15 protein-coding genes are annotated in these 14,848 nt (G+C 69.9%); 10 read left to right on the top strand and 5 right to left on the bottom strand.

Translation table 11 applies throughout. The features are described 5' to 3' along the window. Nucleotides 1-107: 107 nt before the first annotated feature. Nucleotides 108-1,073 carry an NAD(+) diphosphatase gene (gene nudC / locus NLX86_RS26785; protein WP_254374390.1) on the top strand — a complete coding sequence of 322 codons (966 nt, stop codon included), beginning with the start codon at nucleotides 108-110 and terminating at the stop codon, nucleotides 1,071-1,073. Nucleotides 1,074-1,398: 325 nt separating this feature from the next. Then, on the top strand, nucleotides 1,399-1,806 hold the full coding sequence (locus NLX86_RS26780; RefSeq protein WP_254374360.1) for a hypothetical protein: 408 nt from the start codon (nucleotides 1,399-1,401) through the stop codon (nucleotides 1,804-1,806). Between the two features lie 100 nt (nucleotides 1,807-1,906). On the opposite strand, the gene NLX86_RS26775 is transcribed toward NLX86_RS26780, so the two are convergent. After that, entirely contained in the window at nucleotides 1,907-2,149 is a 243-nt protein-coding gene (locus tag NLX86_RS26775) for a mycoredoxin (RefSeq protein WP_254374359.1), read from the bottom strand. Nucleotides 2,150-2,311: 162 nt separating this feature from the next. Here NLX86_RS26775 and NLX86_RS26770 point away from each other — a divergent pair, with 162 nt between their 5' ends. The 4 genes from NLX86_RS26770 (at nucleotide 2,312) to NLX86_RS26755 (ending at nucleotide 5,829) form a co-directional block, all read left to right on the top strand. Beyond that, a complete protein-coding gene (locus tag NLX86_RS26770; protein ID WP_254374358.1) occupies nucleotides 2,312-4,489 on the top strand; it encodes an ATP-dependent DNA helicase UvrD2 in 2,178 nt (725 codons plus the stop codon). A gap of 184 nt (nucleotides 4,490-4,673) precedes the next feature. Beyond that, nucleotides 4,674-4,967 carry a hypothetical protein gene (locus NLX86_RS26765; protein ID WP_254374389.1) on the top strand — a complete coding sequence of 98 codons (294 nt, stop codon included), beginning with the start codon at nucleotides 4,674-4,676 and terminating at the stop codon, nucleotides 4,965-4,967. A gap of 173 nt (nucleotides 4,968-5,140) precedes the next feature. Next, nucleotides 5,141-5,509 (top strand): WhiB family transcriptional regulator, encoded by a 369-nt coding sequence (locus NLX86_RS26760; RefSeq protein WP_254374357.1) that lies wholly within the window; start codon nucleotides 5,141-5,143, stop codon nucleotides 5,507-5,509. Next, entirely contained in the window at nucleotides 5,506-5,829 is a 324-nt protein-coding gene (locus NLX86_RS26755) for a hypothetical protein (RefSeq protein WP_254374356.1), read from the top strand. Before NLX86_RS26760 ends, NLX86_RS26755 begins: the two co-directional genes overlap by 4 nt. Nucleotides 5,830-6,143: 314 nt before the next feature. Here the strand turns inward: NLX86_RS26755 and NLX86_RS26745 are convergent, their stop codons facing one another. Both NLX86_RS26745 and NLX86_RS26740 read right to left on the bottom strand, forming a co-directional pair. Then, entirely contained in the window at nucleotides 6,144-7,505 is a 1,362-nt protein-coding gene (locus NLX86_RS26745) for an AarF/ABC1/UbiB kinase family protein (RefSeq protein WP_254374354.1), read from the bottom strand. Nucleotides 7,506-7,546: 41 nt separating this feature from the next. After that, a complete protein-coding gene (locus NLX86_RS26740; RefSeq protein ID WP_254374353.1) occupies nucleotides 7,547-8,689 on the bottom strand; it encodes a ThiF family adenylyltransferase in 1,143 nt (380 codons plus the stop codon). A 210-nt stretch (nucleotides 8,690-8,899) separates the two neighbouring features. Here NLX86_RS26740 and NLX86_RS26735 point away from each other — a divergent pair, with 210 nt between their 5' ends. The 4 genes from NLX86_RS26735 (at nucleotide 8,900) to NLX86_RS26720 (ending at nucleotide 12,695) form a co-directional block, all read left to right on the top strand. Then, the gene (locus NLX86_RS26735) at nucleotides 8,900-9,496 is read left to right on the top strand and encodes a M48 family metallopeptidase (RefSeq protein ID WP_254374352.1); all 597 of its coding nucleotides are present in this window, start codon (nucleotides 8,900-8,902) and stop codon (nucleotides 9,494-9,496) included. A gap of 105 nt (nucleotides 9,497-9,601) precedes the next feature. Next, nucleotides 9,602-11,230, top strand: coding sequence for a TerD family protein (locus NLX86_RS26730; RefSeq protein WP_254374351.1), 1,629 nt, complete (start codon nucleotides 9,602-9,604; stop codon nucleotides 11,228-11,230). Between the two features lie 11 nt (nucleotides 11,231-11,241). Continuing rightward, the gene (locus NLX86_RS26725) at nucleotides 11,242-11,922 is read left to right on the top strand and encodes an AIM24 family protein (protein ID WP_254374350.1); all 681 of its coding nucleotides are present in this window, start codon (nucleotides 11,242-11,244) and stop codon (nucleotides 11,920-11,922) included. 17 nt (nucleotides 11,923-11,939) lie between these two features. After that, complete coding sequence (locus NLX86_RS26720) at nucleotides 11,940-12,695, top strand: AIM24 family protein (protein ID WP_254374349.1); 756 nt, start codon at nucleotides 11,940-11,942, stop codon at nucleotides 12,693-12,695. Nucleotides 12,696-12,750: 55 nt separating this feature from the next. Here NLX86_RS26720 and NLX86_RS26715 read toward each other — a convergent pair whose 3' ends face one another. Beyond that, entirely contained in the window at nucleotides 12,751-13,290 is a 540-nt protein-coding gene (locus NLX86_RS26715; protein ID WP_254374348.1) for an NUDIX hydrolase, read from the bottom strand. Then, the gene (locus tag NLX86_RS26710; RefSeq protein WP_254374347.1) at nucleotides 13,287-14,675 is read right to left on the bottom strand and encodes a zinc-dependent metalloprotease; all 1,389 of its coding nucleotides are present in this window, start codon (nucleotides 14,673-14,675) and stop codon (nucleotides 13,287-13,289) included. The genes NLX86_RS26715 and NLX86_RS26710 overlap by 4 nt, the downstream gene beginning before the upstream one ends. Nucleotides 14,676-14,848: the final 173 nt, after the last annotated feature.

Here is a 14,848-nt window from a genome sequence, read left to right as displayed (position 1 = left end):
CACCTGTGAGCACCTCGACCGACCACTACGGCCGCCCCGAGACCGTCGCCGACCGTCCGACCGTACCGACCGGACCGACCGTGCCGACCGCGCCGGCCGCGCCGACCGTGCCGACCGGACCGACCGCGCCGGCCGGGTCGGCCGGGCCGCTCGGGCCGATCGGGCTCACCGCCCCGAGCGGCATCGAGCGCGCCGCCCACCACCGCCTCGACGAGGCATGGCTCGCCGCCGCCTGGAGCCACCCGACGACCCGGGTCTTCGTGGTATCCGGCGGGCAGGTGCTGGTCGACGACACCCCCGACGGCGGCACCGCACTCGTCATGACGCCGGCCTTCGAGGCCCCGCCGACCGAGACGCACCGCTACTTCCTGGGTACGGACGACGACGGGGTCAGCTATTTCGCGCTGCAGAAGGACGCGCTGCCCGGCCGCATGGACCAGTCGGCCCGTCCCGCCGGACTCCGCGAGGCCGGGCTGCTGCTGTCCCCCCGGGACGCGGGCCTGATGGTGCACGCGGTCGCCCTGGAGAACTGGCAGCGGCTGCACCGCTTCTGCTCGCGCTGCGGCGAGCGCACGGTCGTCGCGGCGGCCGGGCACATCCGCCGCTGCCAGGCGTGCGGCGCCGAGCACTACCCGCGTACCGACCCGGCCGTGATCATGCTGGTGACGGACGCTGAGGACCGTGCGCTGCTGGGCCGCCAGATGCACTGGCCGGAAGGCCGCTTCTCGACGCTCGCCGGGTTCGTGGAGCCGGGCGAGTCGATCGAGCAGTCGGTGGCGCGGGAGGTGTTCGAGGAGGTGGGTGTCACGGTCGGCCGGGTCGAGTACGTCGCCAGCCAGCCCTGGCCGTTCCCGTCCAGCCTGATGCTGGGCTTCATGGCCCGTGCCGCGTCGCCCGAGGGCTCTGTGATCAACGTGGACGGCGAAGAGATCCACGAGGCCCGCTGGTTCTCGCGCGAAGACCTGCGGGCCGCGATCGAGTCCGGGGAGATCCTGCCTCCGTCGGGTATCTCGATCGCCGCCCGCCTGGTCGAGCTCTGGTACGGCAAGCCGCTGCCGAAGCCGCTGCACTGACCGTCCCGTCCCTCGTCCGTCGGCTGGACTGTTCGAGGCACCGCGTTGCTCCCCTTGAGTGATCATCAAGACGATGATGCTCTCGCGTGTGCTGCTCGGGGGATCTTCGACTTCGCCATAGATCGCCACGCGCGCCCGGGGCAGTGAGCGGAAGAGAGCAACCCCTTCGGCACCGCAGGGTGGTCCTCGTTCTCGCACAGGGAGAAATCAGCGAATGAACTCCGAGCGCAGGGGCCCACGACGTGCCGATGGCCCGTCCGGCAGTCTGAGATGGGCTGCCAGAGGTCTTTCGGCAGTCACCGGAGCCGTACTCTTCGGGGCCCTCATGGCCGCGCCGGCGACCGCCGCGCAGAGCGACGACGGCCATGGGGACAAATGTGGCCGGAACGAACTCGACATCAGCTCCGCCGTCGTGGACTCCGGACCTCTTCAAGGCACCCAGTTCCGGTCTGCGACAAACTGGGAGGGGAATGCGTTCCTCAACGACAGCCGGAACGTGGGAGCCTGGATCAACCTGGAAGTCCTGCCCGGTGCCCCGCAGTGTGTGGTGGACACCGCTGTGTCGGCCACCGAAAGTACCAGCACCGTGCGCCTGCTGTTCGTGAACCTGATGACCACCGACGGACTGGGCTACCAGGCTGTGTGCACCTACGGCCCCACTCCGTTCACCGGCGCCAACCTCGCATCGGCTTGTGGCCCGGGGTTCATCCCGATTCCGGGTACACCTGTGTGATAGCGCTCAATGCGCCGGCCCGGCCTGCGCGGCGCGTCCGTACCCCCGAGTGCCCATCGGCACCGGGGGTACGGACGCTCCTGTCCGGTCCGCCCTCGGGTCAGGCACCGACCTTCTGCTTGACCTGCGCCAGCGACGGGTTGGTCAGCGTCGATCCGTCAGCGAATAGAACTGTAGGCACGGTCTGGTTGCCGCCGTTCGCCTTTTCGACAAAGGCCGCGGAGGCCGGGTCCTGCTCGATGTTGATCTCGGTGTACGCGATTCCTTCGCGGTCCATCTGGCTCTTCAGCCGGCGGCAGTAGCCGCACCAGGTGGTGCTGTACATCGTCACAGGTCCCTGCATGGTCTCTCGCGCTCCTCTGGTTCGCTCGGGTATGTCGGTGCGTGGCCGCAATGAAGGGGAACGTACGCGACCCGGTCACCATTCCCGCACTTGTACGACTGCACCCGTCCCCCTGTGGACAACGTGAACCAAGCGCCTCCGTGGACCTGGCAGCATGGCGGTGTGACAGCAGCAACGCACTCCTCCCCCTTCCCGCAGGTTCCTGACTCACCTGACGCGGTGCTCGCCGGGCTCGACCCGGAGCAGCGCGAGGTGGCCACGGCCCTGCACGGTCCGGTGTGCGTGCTGGCGGGGGCCGGCACGGGCAAGACGCGGGCGATCACCCACCGGATCGCGTACGGCGTGCGCGCAGGGATACTGCAGCCCGCGAGTGTGCTGGCCGTCACCTTCACCAACCGCGCCGCGGGCGAGATGCGCGGCCGGCTGCGCGAGCTGGGGGCGGGCGGCGTCCAGGCCCGGACGTTCCACTCCGCGGCCCTGCGCCAGCTCCAGTACTTCTGGCCGAAAGCCGTCGGCGGCGATCTGCCGCGGCTCGTGGAGCGCAAGGTCCAGCTGGTCGCCGAGGCCGCGGCGCGCTGCCGGATCCGCCTCGACCGCAATGAGCTGCGGGACGTGACGGGCGAGATCGAGTGGGCGAAGGTTACCCAGACCGTCCCCGCCGACTATCCGGCGGCCGCGGTGAAAGCGGGCCGCGAGGCACCGCGGGACCCGGCGGAGATCTCCCAGGTCTACGGCCTGTACGAGCAGCTCAAGCGCGACCGGGCGATGATCGACTTCGAGGACGTGCTGCTGCTGACCGTCGGCATCCTCCAGGACCGGCACGACATCGCGGACCAGATCCGCCGCCAGTACCAGCACTTCGTGGTTGATGAGTACCAGGACGTCAGCCCGCTCCAGCAGCGGCTGCTCGAACTCTGGCTCGGGGACCGGGACAGCCTCTGCGTGGTCGGTGACGCGAGCCAGACGATCTACTCGTTCACCGGCGCCACCCCGGACCACCTGCTGAACTTCCGTACCCGCCACCCCGACGCGACCGTGGTGAAGCTGGTCCGTGACTACCGCTCCACCCCGCAGGTGGTGCATCTGGCCAACGGTCTGCTGGGCCAGGCCGAGGGCCGTGCCGCGGAGCACCGGCTCGAGCTGATCTCGCAGCGCGAGCCCGGCCCCGATCCGGCCTACACGGAGTACGCGGACGAGCCGGCCGAGGCCGAAGGCACCGCCCGGCGGATCCGTGACCTGATCGCGGCCGGAGTCCCGGCGGGCGAGATCGCCGTGCTGTACCGGATCAACGCGCAGTCCGAGGTGTACGAACAGGCGCTCGCCGACATCGGAGTGCCCTACCAGCTGCGCGGCGCGGAGCGGTTCTTCGAGCGGCAGGAGGTGCGCAAGGCGATCGCGGGCCTGCGCAGCGCCGCCCGCTTCGGGGACAACGACCCGCTGCTCGACGATGTCGTCGACCTGCCCTCCCAGGTGCGCGCGGTCCTCAGCGGCAACGGCTGGAGCACCCAGCCCCCGGCAGGCTCGGGCGCGGTCCGCGACCAGTGGGAGTCGCTCGCCGCGCTGGTCCGGCTCTCGGAGGACTTTACGAAGGCCAGGGGCTCGGCCACTCTCTCCGACCTGATCACGGAGCTGGACGAGCGCGCGGCCGCCCAGCACGCCCCCACCGTCCAGGGCGTCACCCTGGCCAGCCTCCATGCGGCCAAGGGCCTGGAGTGGGACGCCGTGTTCCTGGTAGGTCTCACCGAGGGAATGATGCCGATCACGTACGCCAAGACCGACGAGCAGGTCGAGGAGGAGCGGCGGCTCCTCTACGTCGGGGTGACCAGGGCGCGGCTGCATCTGAACCTGTCCTGGGCGCTGTCCCGCTCTCCGGGCGGCCGCGCCGGGCGCCGCCCCAGCCGCTTCCTGAACGGGCTGCGCCCCGGCTCGCCGGCGACGGGCACCCGCGGGGGTGCGGTGGACGCCGGTGGAGTGGAGCGGGGCAGCGGCCGCAAGCGTGGGCGCCGGGGGCCGGTCCAGTGCCGGGTCTGCGGACGGACGCTGACCGACGCCGGCGAGATGAAACTGATGCGCTGTGAGGACTGCCCCTCGGACATGGACGAGGCGCTCTACGAGCGGCTGCGCGAGTGGCGCGTCGGCCAGGCGAAGGAACTGGGCCAGCCCGCGTTCTGCGTCTTCACCGACAAGACGCTGATGGCGATCGCCGAGGCGGTGCCGGGCAGCGAGGCTGAGCTCCAGCAGATCTCCGGCGTAGGCGGACGTAAAGTCGAGCGCTTCGGCACCGATGTGCTGGCCATCTGCGCAGGTGAGGAGCTTGGGGGAGTCGACGAGGAGGACTGATGCAAACTCGTCGAAAAAATAGTTTGCGCATGCCCTGCGAAGCCCCATAGGTTCTTAACCACGGGAACAGCGGCTTCTCTGAAGCCCTGTCTTCGTGCTGTACTTATCCGAATACGCATGGGAGAAGGCCCCCTTGGGGGGCTCCCCGAGACGCCGAGAGGAGGCGAGACCAGTGACCAGCTTCATGACCTTTACCAAAATGACCGATCGCTCGGTCGTCGCCACCTGCCCGCTCGGCTCTTCGCTCCGTGGCACCGGTCTGTCCGGCATTTCCGCCGTCAGCCCTGTGGCCCTGGCGAGCCTCCCCGTGCGGGAGCGCAATGAGCGACCGACCCAGGCACCGGAAGCAGCAGTAGCAGCGGCACAGGCTCGGGCCTATGCCTTTGCGGCAGCCGGTGCCGGATCCAAGAAGCAGACGACGCAGCACCACACGATGTGGGCCTTCCGTGGGCTCGAACCCTGGAGTGATCCAGCCTGATCCAGGATCAGGCAGGCGCCTTCAGGGCCGCGGAACCCCACCCGGGATCCGCGGCCCTTCTGTTTTGTCCGCACGGATGAGACAGAGCGAAGGGGCCTCGGGACAAGCAGCACCCGGTACCTGCCGACACCCGGCCCACAGGCCGGACCGACCAGACGAGGAAAGAAACCACCGTGCAACTCGAAGCGCACGCCCCGTCCGTACCGCCTTCCCGCCCGATCTCCCAGCCCGATGTCCCGGAGGACTCCACCTTGACTCCGCTCACCGCGCTCACCGCGCTCGACGACGCCATCGAGAACCTCGGCGTGCCCGTCCCCTGCCGTTCGTACGACCCGGAGGTCTTCTTCGCCGAGTCGCCGGCCGATGTCGAGTACGCCAAGTCGCTCTGCCGCACCTGCCCGCTGGTCGAGGCCTGCCTCGCCGGTGCCAAGGAGCGCCGCGAGCCCTGGGGTGTCTGGGGTGGCGAGCTCTTCGTCCAGGGCGTCGTCGTCGCCCGCAAGCGTCCGCGTGGCCGTCCGCGCAAGAACCCGGTTGCGGCATGAACATCACCGGAACCATCGACCGACCGCATACGCACGATCCCCAGAAGCAGGCCCCGATGACCCCCTCCACCAGCGAGCCGTCCGGCTCCGCGACTTCAGACGTCACCACCATCGGCGCGAACGCCTCGCGTCAGAACAGGACCCGCGAAATGCAACTCATCCCAGAAGCCATGGCTCGTGCGCATATGCACGACCGCATGCGTGAGGCCGACGCGGAACGCCAGGCCGTGCGCCTGGTCGCCGCTCGCCGCATGCAGCGCCGCGCCGAGCGCGTTTCGATGCGCGCCCGCCGTGCGCTGGCCATGGCGGTCATGAACTAGTCAAGGCATCTCCCGTGGGGCCCGGTCCGAACGGACCGGGCCCCACGGTGCGTTGCGGACGGCCGCCGAGCGCGCACGGCGATATCGTCTGGGAGGTGGACCAGCAGACTCCTGACCCTGGGAAGCCGGGTGCCGAAACCGAGACCGTCGTGTGCTCCCGCTGCGGTGCGACGTCCGCTGAGGGAGCACCGCCGACCTGGACCTGCTCGATGGAGAACGGCCGCCGTCTCTACTTCTGCGACGACTGCGCCCGGGCCAACCTCAGGGCGATCGAAAGCCGGCTCGATTCGTCCTGGTGGTAACCGGCCACCCCCTCAGACCCTGACCGCCCGGTCCTCTCCTTCCTCCTCCTCCGCCTCGGGCAGGAACCCGGGCAGCCACGCCTCCAGTTCGTCCCGCAGCCGGACCTCCGCCCCGAGCTGGCAGAGCACTCCTATGGTGCTCAGCGTCACCCGGTGTATCAGCAGATAGGCCGGCGGCAGGTTGAGCTGCTTGCCCAACTGGTGGGCGGGCGAACGGGGATCGGCGATGCGCGCCGCCTGGTTGCGCATCCACCCACGGGAGAACGTGAACTCCTCGGCCTCGGCCGGCTCGATGATCGGTCGCAGATAGTCCAGCACCGCGTCCGGGTCCAGTTCGATCGACTCCTTGACGAACCCCTCCTCGCGCAGCAGCTCGTACACCGCCTCGGCGTCGCCCTCGATCGTCATCCGGAGCGACTCGCCGATGGTCCTCGGCAGCCCGCCCGGCAACCGGTCCACCGTGCCGAAGTCCAGTACGCCCAGCCGCCAGCCGCCCGCCTCGGGCAGCAGCCGGAAGTTCCCCGGATGCGGGTCCGCGTGCAGCAGTCCGGTACGGCCCGGGCCCGAGAACAGGAAGCGGGCGAGCAGTTGTCCGGCCCTGTTCCGCTGCTCGGGCGTGCCGTCGGCGATCACCTCGGCCAGCGGTATCCCGTCGATCCACTCGGTCACCAGCACCTGGTCGCTCTGGTGCACCACATCGGGCACCACGACATCCCCGTCGTCGGCGAACTCCGCCGCGTGTGCGCGCTGTGCCTGAGCCTCCAGCTCGTAGTCCAGCTCCTCCGACACCCGGTCGCGCAGCTCGGAAATGAGCGGCTTGATATCCATCCCGGGAATCAGCGGTCCCAGCAGCCGCGCGAACCGGCTCAGCTGAGCGAGGTCCGAAAGGAGTGCCTCTCCGGCCCCCGGGTACTGCACCTTGACGGCGACCTCCCGGCCGTCGTGCCATACCGCCCGGTGCACCTGGCCGATCGAGGCGGCGGCCGACGGCTTGTCCTCGAACTCCAGGAACAGCTCCCGCCACTCTTCGCCGAGCCGCCGCTCCAGCACCGAGTGCACCGTGCGCGTCGGCATCGGCGGCGCCGCTTCCTGGAGTTTGGTCAGCGCGGCCCGGTACGGTCCGGCGACCTCCTCGGGAAGGGCCGACTCGAAGACGGACAGCGCCTGCCCGAACTTCATGGCACCGCCCTTGAGCTCACCGAGCACCTTGAACAGCTGCTCCGCTGTGCGCTGTTGCAGTTCCCGCGCGACAATCTCCGCGGACTTACCGCCGATCCTTTTTCCCAGACCCCACGTCGCCCTGCCCGCGATGCCCAGTGGCAGCGCGGCCAATTTGGCGGTTCGGGTTACCGCCTTCCGGGGAAGATCAGACATTCGCCCCTCCAAATCCCAGACAGCCGCGCCGCGAACGGCGGTTACCCGGCCATTGTGTCGTGTGGCTCCCTGGCCCCCGAGGAGTGCTCCCCTTCATAGTTCCGGGCGGCCCCACAGGTACAGTCGCGATGTGGTGTGATCCGAGTCGACTGCCAGTCCAGCAGCGGCAGAGCGGCTTCCCAGCGCGTGCCCGTACTCGCCGGCAACTCCCCGTCCAGAAAAGCCAGCGCGTGAGCGGCGGCCAGTCCCGCCACCGCCGAGGCGAGAGCCAGGTCACACGCCGGCACGCACCCCCGCCCGGACCGCCACTGCGCCAGCATCCGCGGCCACGCCGGATCCTGGTCCGCCCGCTCCAGCTCCAGACAGCCCGCGCACGCGGTCCCGCCGGGCAGCACCAGCGGACCGACCACGCCCGTGCCCTCAATCACCCCCGCGTACAGATGGGGTGTGCCAGAGGCGATCCAGGAATCGGCGACGGCCGGATCCGGTGCGTACGCGGTGAGCCCGTCCCGCGGTGCGACGACCACCAGCGGCAGACCCGGCTCGGCCCCAGGTGTGATCTCCGACACCTCCGAGGCTCGTGGGGCCCGGTCCGGCGATGCACTGCGCACCGTCCGCCGCGCGGCCGCGTCTCTGCGGTCTCCAACGGATTCCTGCGGCAGCCCGCCGGGGGAGACATCCCCCGCGTCGGTGCATCCGCCGTCCATGACCTCGACCCGGCCCACCCCCGATCCGGAGAGCAGTGCTGCGATCGCCGCCCCGACCCGGCCCGCCCCGCGCACCTGCACCCGCAGCGCCCGCCGCGAAGCCAGCCGCCGTATCCCGCCGCCCGGTTCCGGATGGACCAGTGAAAGCGACGCCAGATCGGGCCGCAGCCGCTCCAGCGCGGCGGTCCGTTTCCGTATGGCCTCGGCGCCCGGTCCGCCGGCGGTCGCGTCGTCGATCAGTCCCGCCGTTGTCAAGCGCCGTACCAGCGCGTCCACGTGACCGTCCGGCAGCCCCATCGCCCGGCCCTCCTCGCGCAGCAGCGCCATGCCGCGCGTCCCGTCCAGCAGGCCGAGGAAACTCCCCGTCGCGGTGTCCACCGGACCCAGTACCACCGCATGCGCGGGTGTCACTCCGAATTGCACGGTCTGAAGATCGCGCCAGCCGCGCCGCAAGGCGGGCTTCACCATGGGATACATCTGTGCCCCCTGTCCCCGATCTGTTTCCGGATCTCTCCCGGAACCCCCGTTGTCGGTGCAGTCAGAATGCCCGCGCAAGGCGACCGTCGCAGATAGTTGTCCACAGGCAGGGGGCATTAGTCGTTCAAATGGTGCACCTCGCGGAGTGGATCATGTCGGAACCATCACGGGGGCGGGACTTCAACAACTGACAGCGGGTAACGTCGTGGCGTGCCCGCCGACCCACTGCACCGCGCCACAAGCCCGAAGCGCAGCATGACCAGCCAGCCGCCACGCGGCCCGGGGGCGAGCGCGGTCGAGGTCCGCAGGAGCGCGCGGCGCAGCAGGACGGTCTCCGCCTACCGTGAGGGCGATCGCACGATCGTCCTCATTCCCGCCCGGATGTCCGAGGCGGAGGAGCGTCGCTGGGTGACCGTGATGCTCGACAAGCTCGCGGCCCAGGAGAGCAAGCGGATCCTCGGAGACTCCGAACTGACCGAGCGCGCCGAGCGCTTGTCGGGCCAGTATTTCGAGGACCGGGCCAGGCCCACGTCGGTCCGCTGGGTCACCAACCAGAACACCCGCTGGGGCTCCTGCACTCCGGCGGAAGGCAGTATCCGCCTCTCGCACCGGCTGCAGGGCATGCCCGAGTACGTCGTCGACTACGTACTCCTCCACGAACTTGCCCACCTCCTGGTTCCCGGACACGGCCCGCGCTTCTGGCGGCTGCTGGAGGCTTATCCGCGCACCGAACGGGCCCGCGGATACCTCGAAGGAGTGGTGGCCGCCGACCGGTTGCCGCACCTGCCCGCCGCGCGCAGCGAGTGACACAAAGTGATCTGTACCGGGTCTGTACCGACATCGCTCAACGTCGCGTTCAGCGGTTAGCCTGGCGCGACGCATTCACGTTCGGGATGGGGGACGTCGTTACGCATGGCCAGGGAATTCCAACGCGGCCACAAGGCCAAAGTCAGTGACCTCACAGCAGGGACGGATCTGTACGTAGGTGTGCAGATCGCCGGACCCGGGCTGACGTTCGACATCAGCTGCTTCGGTCTCGATGCGAATGAGCAGCTGTCGGACGACCGGTATTTCATCTTCTTCAACCAGCCGAAGTCGCCGGAAGAGTCCATTCAGCAGCTGGGCGCGCAGTCCGGTGACACCGAGTCCTTCCGCGTCACCCTGGACCGTGTACCCGCGAACATCCACAAGCTCTCCTTCACCGCGACGCTCGACGGCGCGGGACAGATGTCGCAGGTCGGCCCCGGCTACATCCGTATCGTCGCGGGTGGCGAAGAGGTCGTCAGGTATGCCTTCACCGGCTCGGAGTTCACCACCGAGCGCGCGGTCATGCTCGGTGACTTCTACCTGAAGGACGTGTGGCGTTTCGCCGCCGTCGGCCAGGGCTTCGACGGCGGGCTCGACGCGCTGCTGAGGAACTTCGGCGGCGAGGTCGCCGAGGACCAGCCGGCGGCGCAGCCGCAGGCCGGCGCCCCGTCGTTCGCACCGCCGCCGCAGGCCGCCGCGCCCGCACCGTCCTTCGGCGCCCCGGCCGCGCCCCAGGCGCCGCAGCCGGCCCCGTCGTTCGGCGCGCCGGCCGCCCCGCAGGGGCCGCAGCCCGCCGCTCCGCAGATGCACACGGCCCCGACGATGGCCGCTCCTACGGCCTCGCCGGCCGCCCCTGCGCCGTACGGACAGCCGCCCCAGCAGCCGCAGTTCGGCCAGGTCCCCGGGCAGGCCCCGGCGCCCGCGCCGTACGGCCAGCCGCCCGCGCCGCCGCAGCAGTACGGACAGCCGCCCCAGCAGCCGCAGTTCGGCCAGGTCCCGGGCCAGGTGCCCGGTGCGTACGGACAGCCCCAGGGCATGCCCCCAGGTATGCCCCAGGCCGTCCCGCAGACCGGCGCCGGACTCCAGGCGGCCCTGCAGCCGTACAGGGAAGCCGCGACCGGCTCCCGCTGGACGCCGCAGAACCAGCAGTTGATGCGCGTGGACCTGGCGATGGGCGGCACCGCCGTCCTCGCCCGCCAGGGCAGCATGGTGTTGTACCAGGGCAAGGTCGACTTCAGCTACAAGAGCGCCGGCTTCGCCGGCCGCATCGTCGGCAACAACACCGGCCAGGAGATGCAGCTGATGCGCTGCACCGGCCGCGGCCAGGTGTTTCTCGCCGAGGGCGGCGCGCACCTGCACTCGATCGAGCTCCAGGGTGACGGAATCTGCGTCTCCGCGGAGAACGTCCTCGCGTTCGACGAGTCGCTGCAGCACGAGGTCCGCAGGATCGAGGGCCACGGCATCCCCGGCGGCGCCCTGTTCACCATGCAGTTCCAGGGCACCGGCACGGTCGTCGTCAAGACGCACGGCGTTCCGGTGGTCCTGCCGGTCACCCCGACGACGTTCGCTGACAGCAACGCCATCGTCGCCTGGTCGTCCGCCTCGCAGGTGATCCTCTCCAGCCAGGTGCGGCTGCGCCGCAACGCATACCCGGGCCACAGCGGCGAGACCGTGAACCTCCAGTTCCGCGGTGCCCCAGGCAACTTCATCGTCGTCCAGCCCTACGAGGTCTGAGGGAGCCCGTCATGAACCAGCAACTCGCGGGCTACGCCCCGACCCCGGTCGTGGCCCGTATGGAGAACCACGGCCGCAGCATGCTCAAGGTCGCCATGCAGAGCGGCCAGGACCTCTTCGCGCGCACCGGCTCGATGGTGGCGTACGAGGGCTTCATCCAGTACGAGCCGAACCCGCCCGCCGTACGGCAGATGGCCGCGCAGTGGGTGACCGGCGAAGGTGCGCCGATCATGAAGTGCACCGGCGACGGCCTGCTCTACCTCGCCGACTACGGCGCCGACGTCGTCGTCATCAACCTCAACAACGACTCGCTCTCGGTCAACGGCACCAACGTCCTCGCCTTCGACGCGCACCTCCAGTGGGGCGTGGAGAAGGTGAAGGGCCTGGCCAAGTTCGCCGGACAGGGCCTGTTCAACGTCGAGATCGCGGGCACGGGATGGGTCGCCCTGACCTCCCGCGGCACGCCGATCGTCGTCGACTGCGGACGCGGCGACGACGAGACGTACGTCGACCCGGACGCACTCGTCGCCTGGTCCCCGAACCTCAAGGTGAAGGGCAAGCGCAGCTTCAAGGCCTCCTCGGTGATCGGCCGGGGCAGCGGCGAGGCGTACCAGATGGCCTTCTCCGGCCAGGGGATCGTCGTCGTACAGCCGAGCGAGGACAGCACCGACCGCCTTCGGGCCCGGGGCTGAGGGGGAGCGAAGACACCATGCAGAGCGCACTTTTCAGCAACACGGAACAGCAGTCCCAGGACCGCTATGTCGTGCAGAACCCGCAGCTCCTGCGGGTCTCCCTGACCGGCCAGGACGACGTCCTCGCCCGCAAGGGCGCGATGGTCGCCTACCAGGGGCTCATCGACTTCGACGGCGAGTACCAGTCGAGCTGCCAGCGCCGCGCCCGCGCGAGCACCGGTGAGGGCCTGGACCTGATGCGCTGCTCCGGCCAGGGCACCGTCTACCTCGCCAACCTCGCGCAGTACGTCCATGTCGTGGACGTGGTCCGCGAGGGAATGACCGTGGACAGCAGTTATGTCCTCGCGCTGGACTCCACGCTGAACACCGAGGTCATCGCGGTGGACAGCCAGTACGGAATCTCCGGCTCCGGCAAGTACCAGCTCAACATCTCCGGGCAGGGCAAGGTCGCGCTGATGACCTCTGGCCAGCCGCTGATGATGCATGTGACGCCGGACAAGTACGTCAACGTCGACGCGGACGCCATCGTCGCCTGGTCCACCTCGCTGCGGGTGCAGATGCAGGCCCAGACGCACTCCACCGGAGTGTGGCGCCGCCGTGGCAACACCGGCGAGGGCTGGGAGCTCAGCTTTCTCGGGCAGGGCTTCGTCCTGGTCCAGCCCAGCGAGGTGCTGCCGCCGCAGAACGCGCAGATCGGCCAGGGCGCCCGCGCCCAGTTCGGCATGGGCCAGCACGGCTCGCACGCGCAGAACCAGAACAACGCCTGGAACTGACGGGTACGGGTGAGGGGCGGCGCTCAGCAGTGAGCACCGCCCTTCACCCATGTGCTCAGAGCGCGGCGCGGGTGCGATCCAGCAGCCGTACGACCGACTCGTCGGCCACACCCGCCACCTCGTCGTACGCGAACCAGCGCAGATCCAGCGACTCGTCGCTGATCGCCTCCACCGCGTCCGCCGGGGCCAGCGCCGCGTACTGCACGTCCAGGTGCCAGTTGCAGGGCGCCGGAATCGGATGCCGGTCCAGTGTCACCGGGCCGCCCGGCAGCAGCGTCAGGCCGGGCACGCCGGACTCCTCCGTCGCCTCCCGCAGCGCCGCGTGCGCGAGTGTGGCGTCCCCCGGCTCGCAGTGGCCGCCCATCTGCAGCCACATCTGCAGCTTCCTGTGCAGCGTGAGCAGCACGCGACCGCGCGACGGGTCGATCACGAGCGCGCTCGCCGTGATGTGCCCGGCCCGGCAGGCCTTCCACACCCCGTCCGGATGCGCCGAGAGATGGTCCAGATACGTATGGCGCAGCTGCTCCTGCTGCCCCCGCTGCCCCTGTGCCTCGTAGTTCTTGAGTACGAGAACGGCGTCGTCGTGCAGGGTCACTTCTCGCTGTCACCCTCGTCGCCACGGTCTTCCTTCGGTGCCGCCTCGCCGAGCATCTTGTCCAGCTCCGAGAAGTCCAGCTGCTCCCGGTGCACGAACCCGTCCGGGTCGTCCAGGTCGGAAGCCGTCGGCAGCATGTCCGGGTGCTCCCACAGGTTGTCCCGGCCGTCCACACCGCGCGCGTCCGTGAGCGAGGCCCACAGGCGCGCGGCATCCCGCAGCCTGCGCGGGCGCAGCTCCAGGCCGATCAGCGTCGCGAAAGTCTGCTCCGCCGGACCGCCGGAGGCCCGGCGCCTGCGGAGCGTCTCGCGCAGCGCGTCGGCGGACGTCAGCCGGGGCTTGGCCGCCTCGTGCACCACGGCGTCCACCCAGCCCTCCACCAGCGCCAGCGCCGTTTCCAGCCTGGCCAGCGCAGCCTTCTGCTCCGGGGTGTCCTCGGGCTGGAACATGCCCTGCTGCAAGGCGTCCTGCAACTGCTCCGGGTGCGTCGGGTCGAGCTGGCCGACGACGTCCTCCAGCTTGGAGGTGTCGACCTTGATCCCGCGCGCGTACCCCTCGACCGCGCCGAACAGATGCGAGCGCAGCCACGGCACATGTGCGAACAGCCGCTGGTGGGCTGCCTCACGCAGCGCCAGATACAGCCGCACCTCGTCCTTCGGCACGCCCAGGTCCTTGCCGAGCGCCTCGATGTTCACCGGCAGCAGCGCGGCCTTGCCGGCCGGCCCCAGCGGCAGCCCGATGTCCGTCGAGCCGACCACCTCGCCCGCGAGCACGCCCACGGCCTGCCCGATCTGTTGGCCGAACATGGCCCCGCCCATGGACCGCATCATGCCGAGCAGCGGGCCCGCCATGGCCTGCATCTCCTCGGGCAGTACGTCGCCCATGGCCGCACCGACGCGCTCGGCGACCGGATCGACCAGGTCCTTCCACACCGGCAGGGTCGCCTCGACCCACTCGGCGCGGCTCCACGCCACCGCCGAACCGGAGCCGGAGGGCAGCGACGTCACGCTGTCCAGCCACAGGTCGGCGAGGCGCACGGCCTCCTCGACCGCGGACCGGTCGGCGGGACCCACACTGACGTCCTTGGTCCCGTTGGAGGCGCCCTGTGCGACCGTCTGCCGCGCGATGTCCTTGGCCATGTCCCAGTTGACGGGACCGCCCTCGTAACTGAGCATCTGGCCGAGCTGCTGGAAGGCCGCACCCAGGTCGTTCGGGTTCAGCGAACCGAACATCGCGGCGAACGGATTGTCCGCGCCGCCGGCCCCGCCGAACCCGAACGGATTCGCCGGGCCGCCCTGGCCGCCCTCATTGCCCTTCTTCTTGCCCTCGTCGCCGTTCTCCGGCTCCTCCGGCGGAAGGCCGAATCCGAATGGGGAGTCACTCACGGGTTTCCTCGGCTCGTAAGGCCGCCGACGGGAGTCGACGGCGATTGCCCGACAACACCACCCAGCGTAGACACCACACCCGCTTCCGGGCTCGGTGCTCCGCGGACACGTGGCCTGCGGCAGGATGGACGCCACCTGGTACGTACGCGTCACGGCGTGTACGTACTGAAGAC

This window comes from Streptomyces sp. A3M-1-3, from assembly GCF_024213665.1.
Classification (GTDB): Bacteria; Actinomycetota; Actinomycetes; order Streptomycetales; family Streptomycetaceae; genus Streptomyces.
The sequence above is the reverse complement of the archived record's forward strand: the minus strand, read 5'-3'. Positions and strand labels throughout refer to the sequence as shown.

Coding starts and splice junctions, on each gene's coding strand:
- NLX86_RS26780 (WP_254374360.1), top strand. CDS start 1,399: ATGGCCGCGCCGGCGACCGCCGCGCAGAGCGACGACGGCCATGGGGAC.
- NLX86_RS26775 (WP_254374359.1), bottom strand. CDS start 2,149: ATGCAGGGACCTGTGACGATGTACAGCACCACCTGGTGCGGCTACTGC.
- NLX86_RS26765 (WP_254374389.1), top strand. CDS start 4,674: ATGACCTTTACCAAAATGACCGATCGCTCGGTCGTCGCCACCTGCCCG.
- NLX86_RS26755 (WP_254374356.1), top strand. CDS start 5,506: ATGAACATCACCGGAACCATCGACCGACCGCATACGCACGATCCCCAG.
- NLX86_RS26745 (WP_254374354.1), bottom strand. CDS start 7,505: ATGTCTGATCTTCCCCGGAAGGCGGTAACCCGAACCGCCAAATTGGCC.
- NLX86_RS26740 (WP_254374353.1), bottom strand. CDS start 8,689: ATGTATCCCATGGTGAAGCCCGCCTTGCGGCGCGGCTGGCGCGATCTT.
- NLX86_RS26730 (WP_254374351.1), top strand. CDS start 9,602: ATGGCCAGGGAATTCCAACGCGGCCACAAGGCCAAAGTCAGTGACCTC.
- NLX86_RS26725 (WP_254374350.1), top strand. CDS start 11,242: ATGAACCAGCAACTCGCGGGCTACGCCCCGACCCCGGTCGTGGCCCGT.
- NLX86_RS26720 (WP_254374349.1), top strand. CDS start 11,940: ATGCAGAGCGCACTTTTCAGCAACACGGAACAGCAGTCCCAGGACCGC.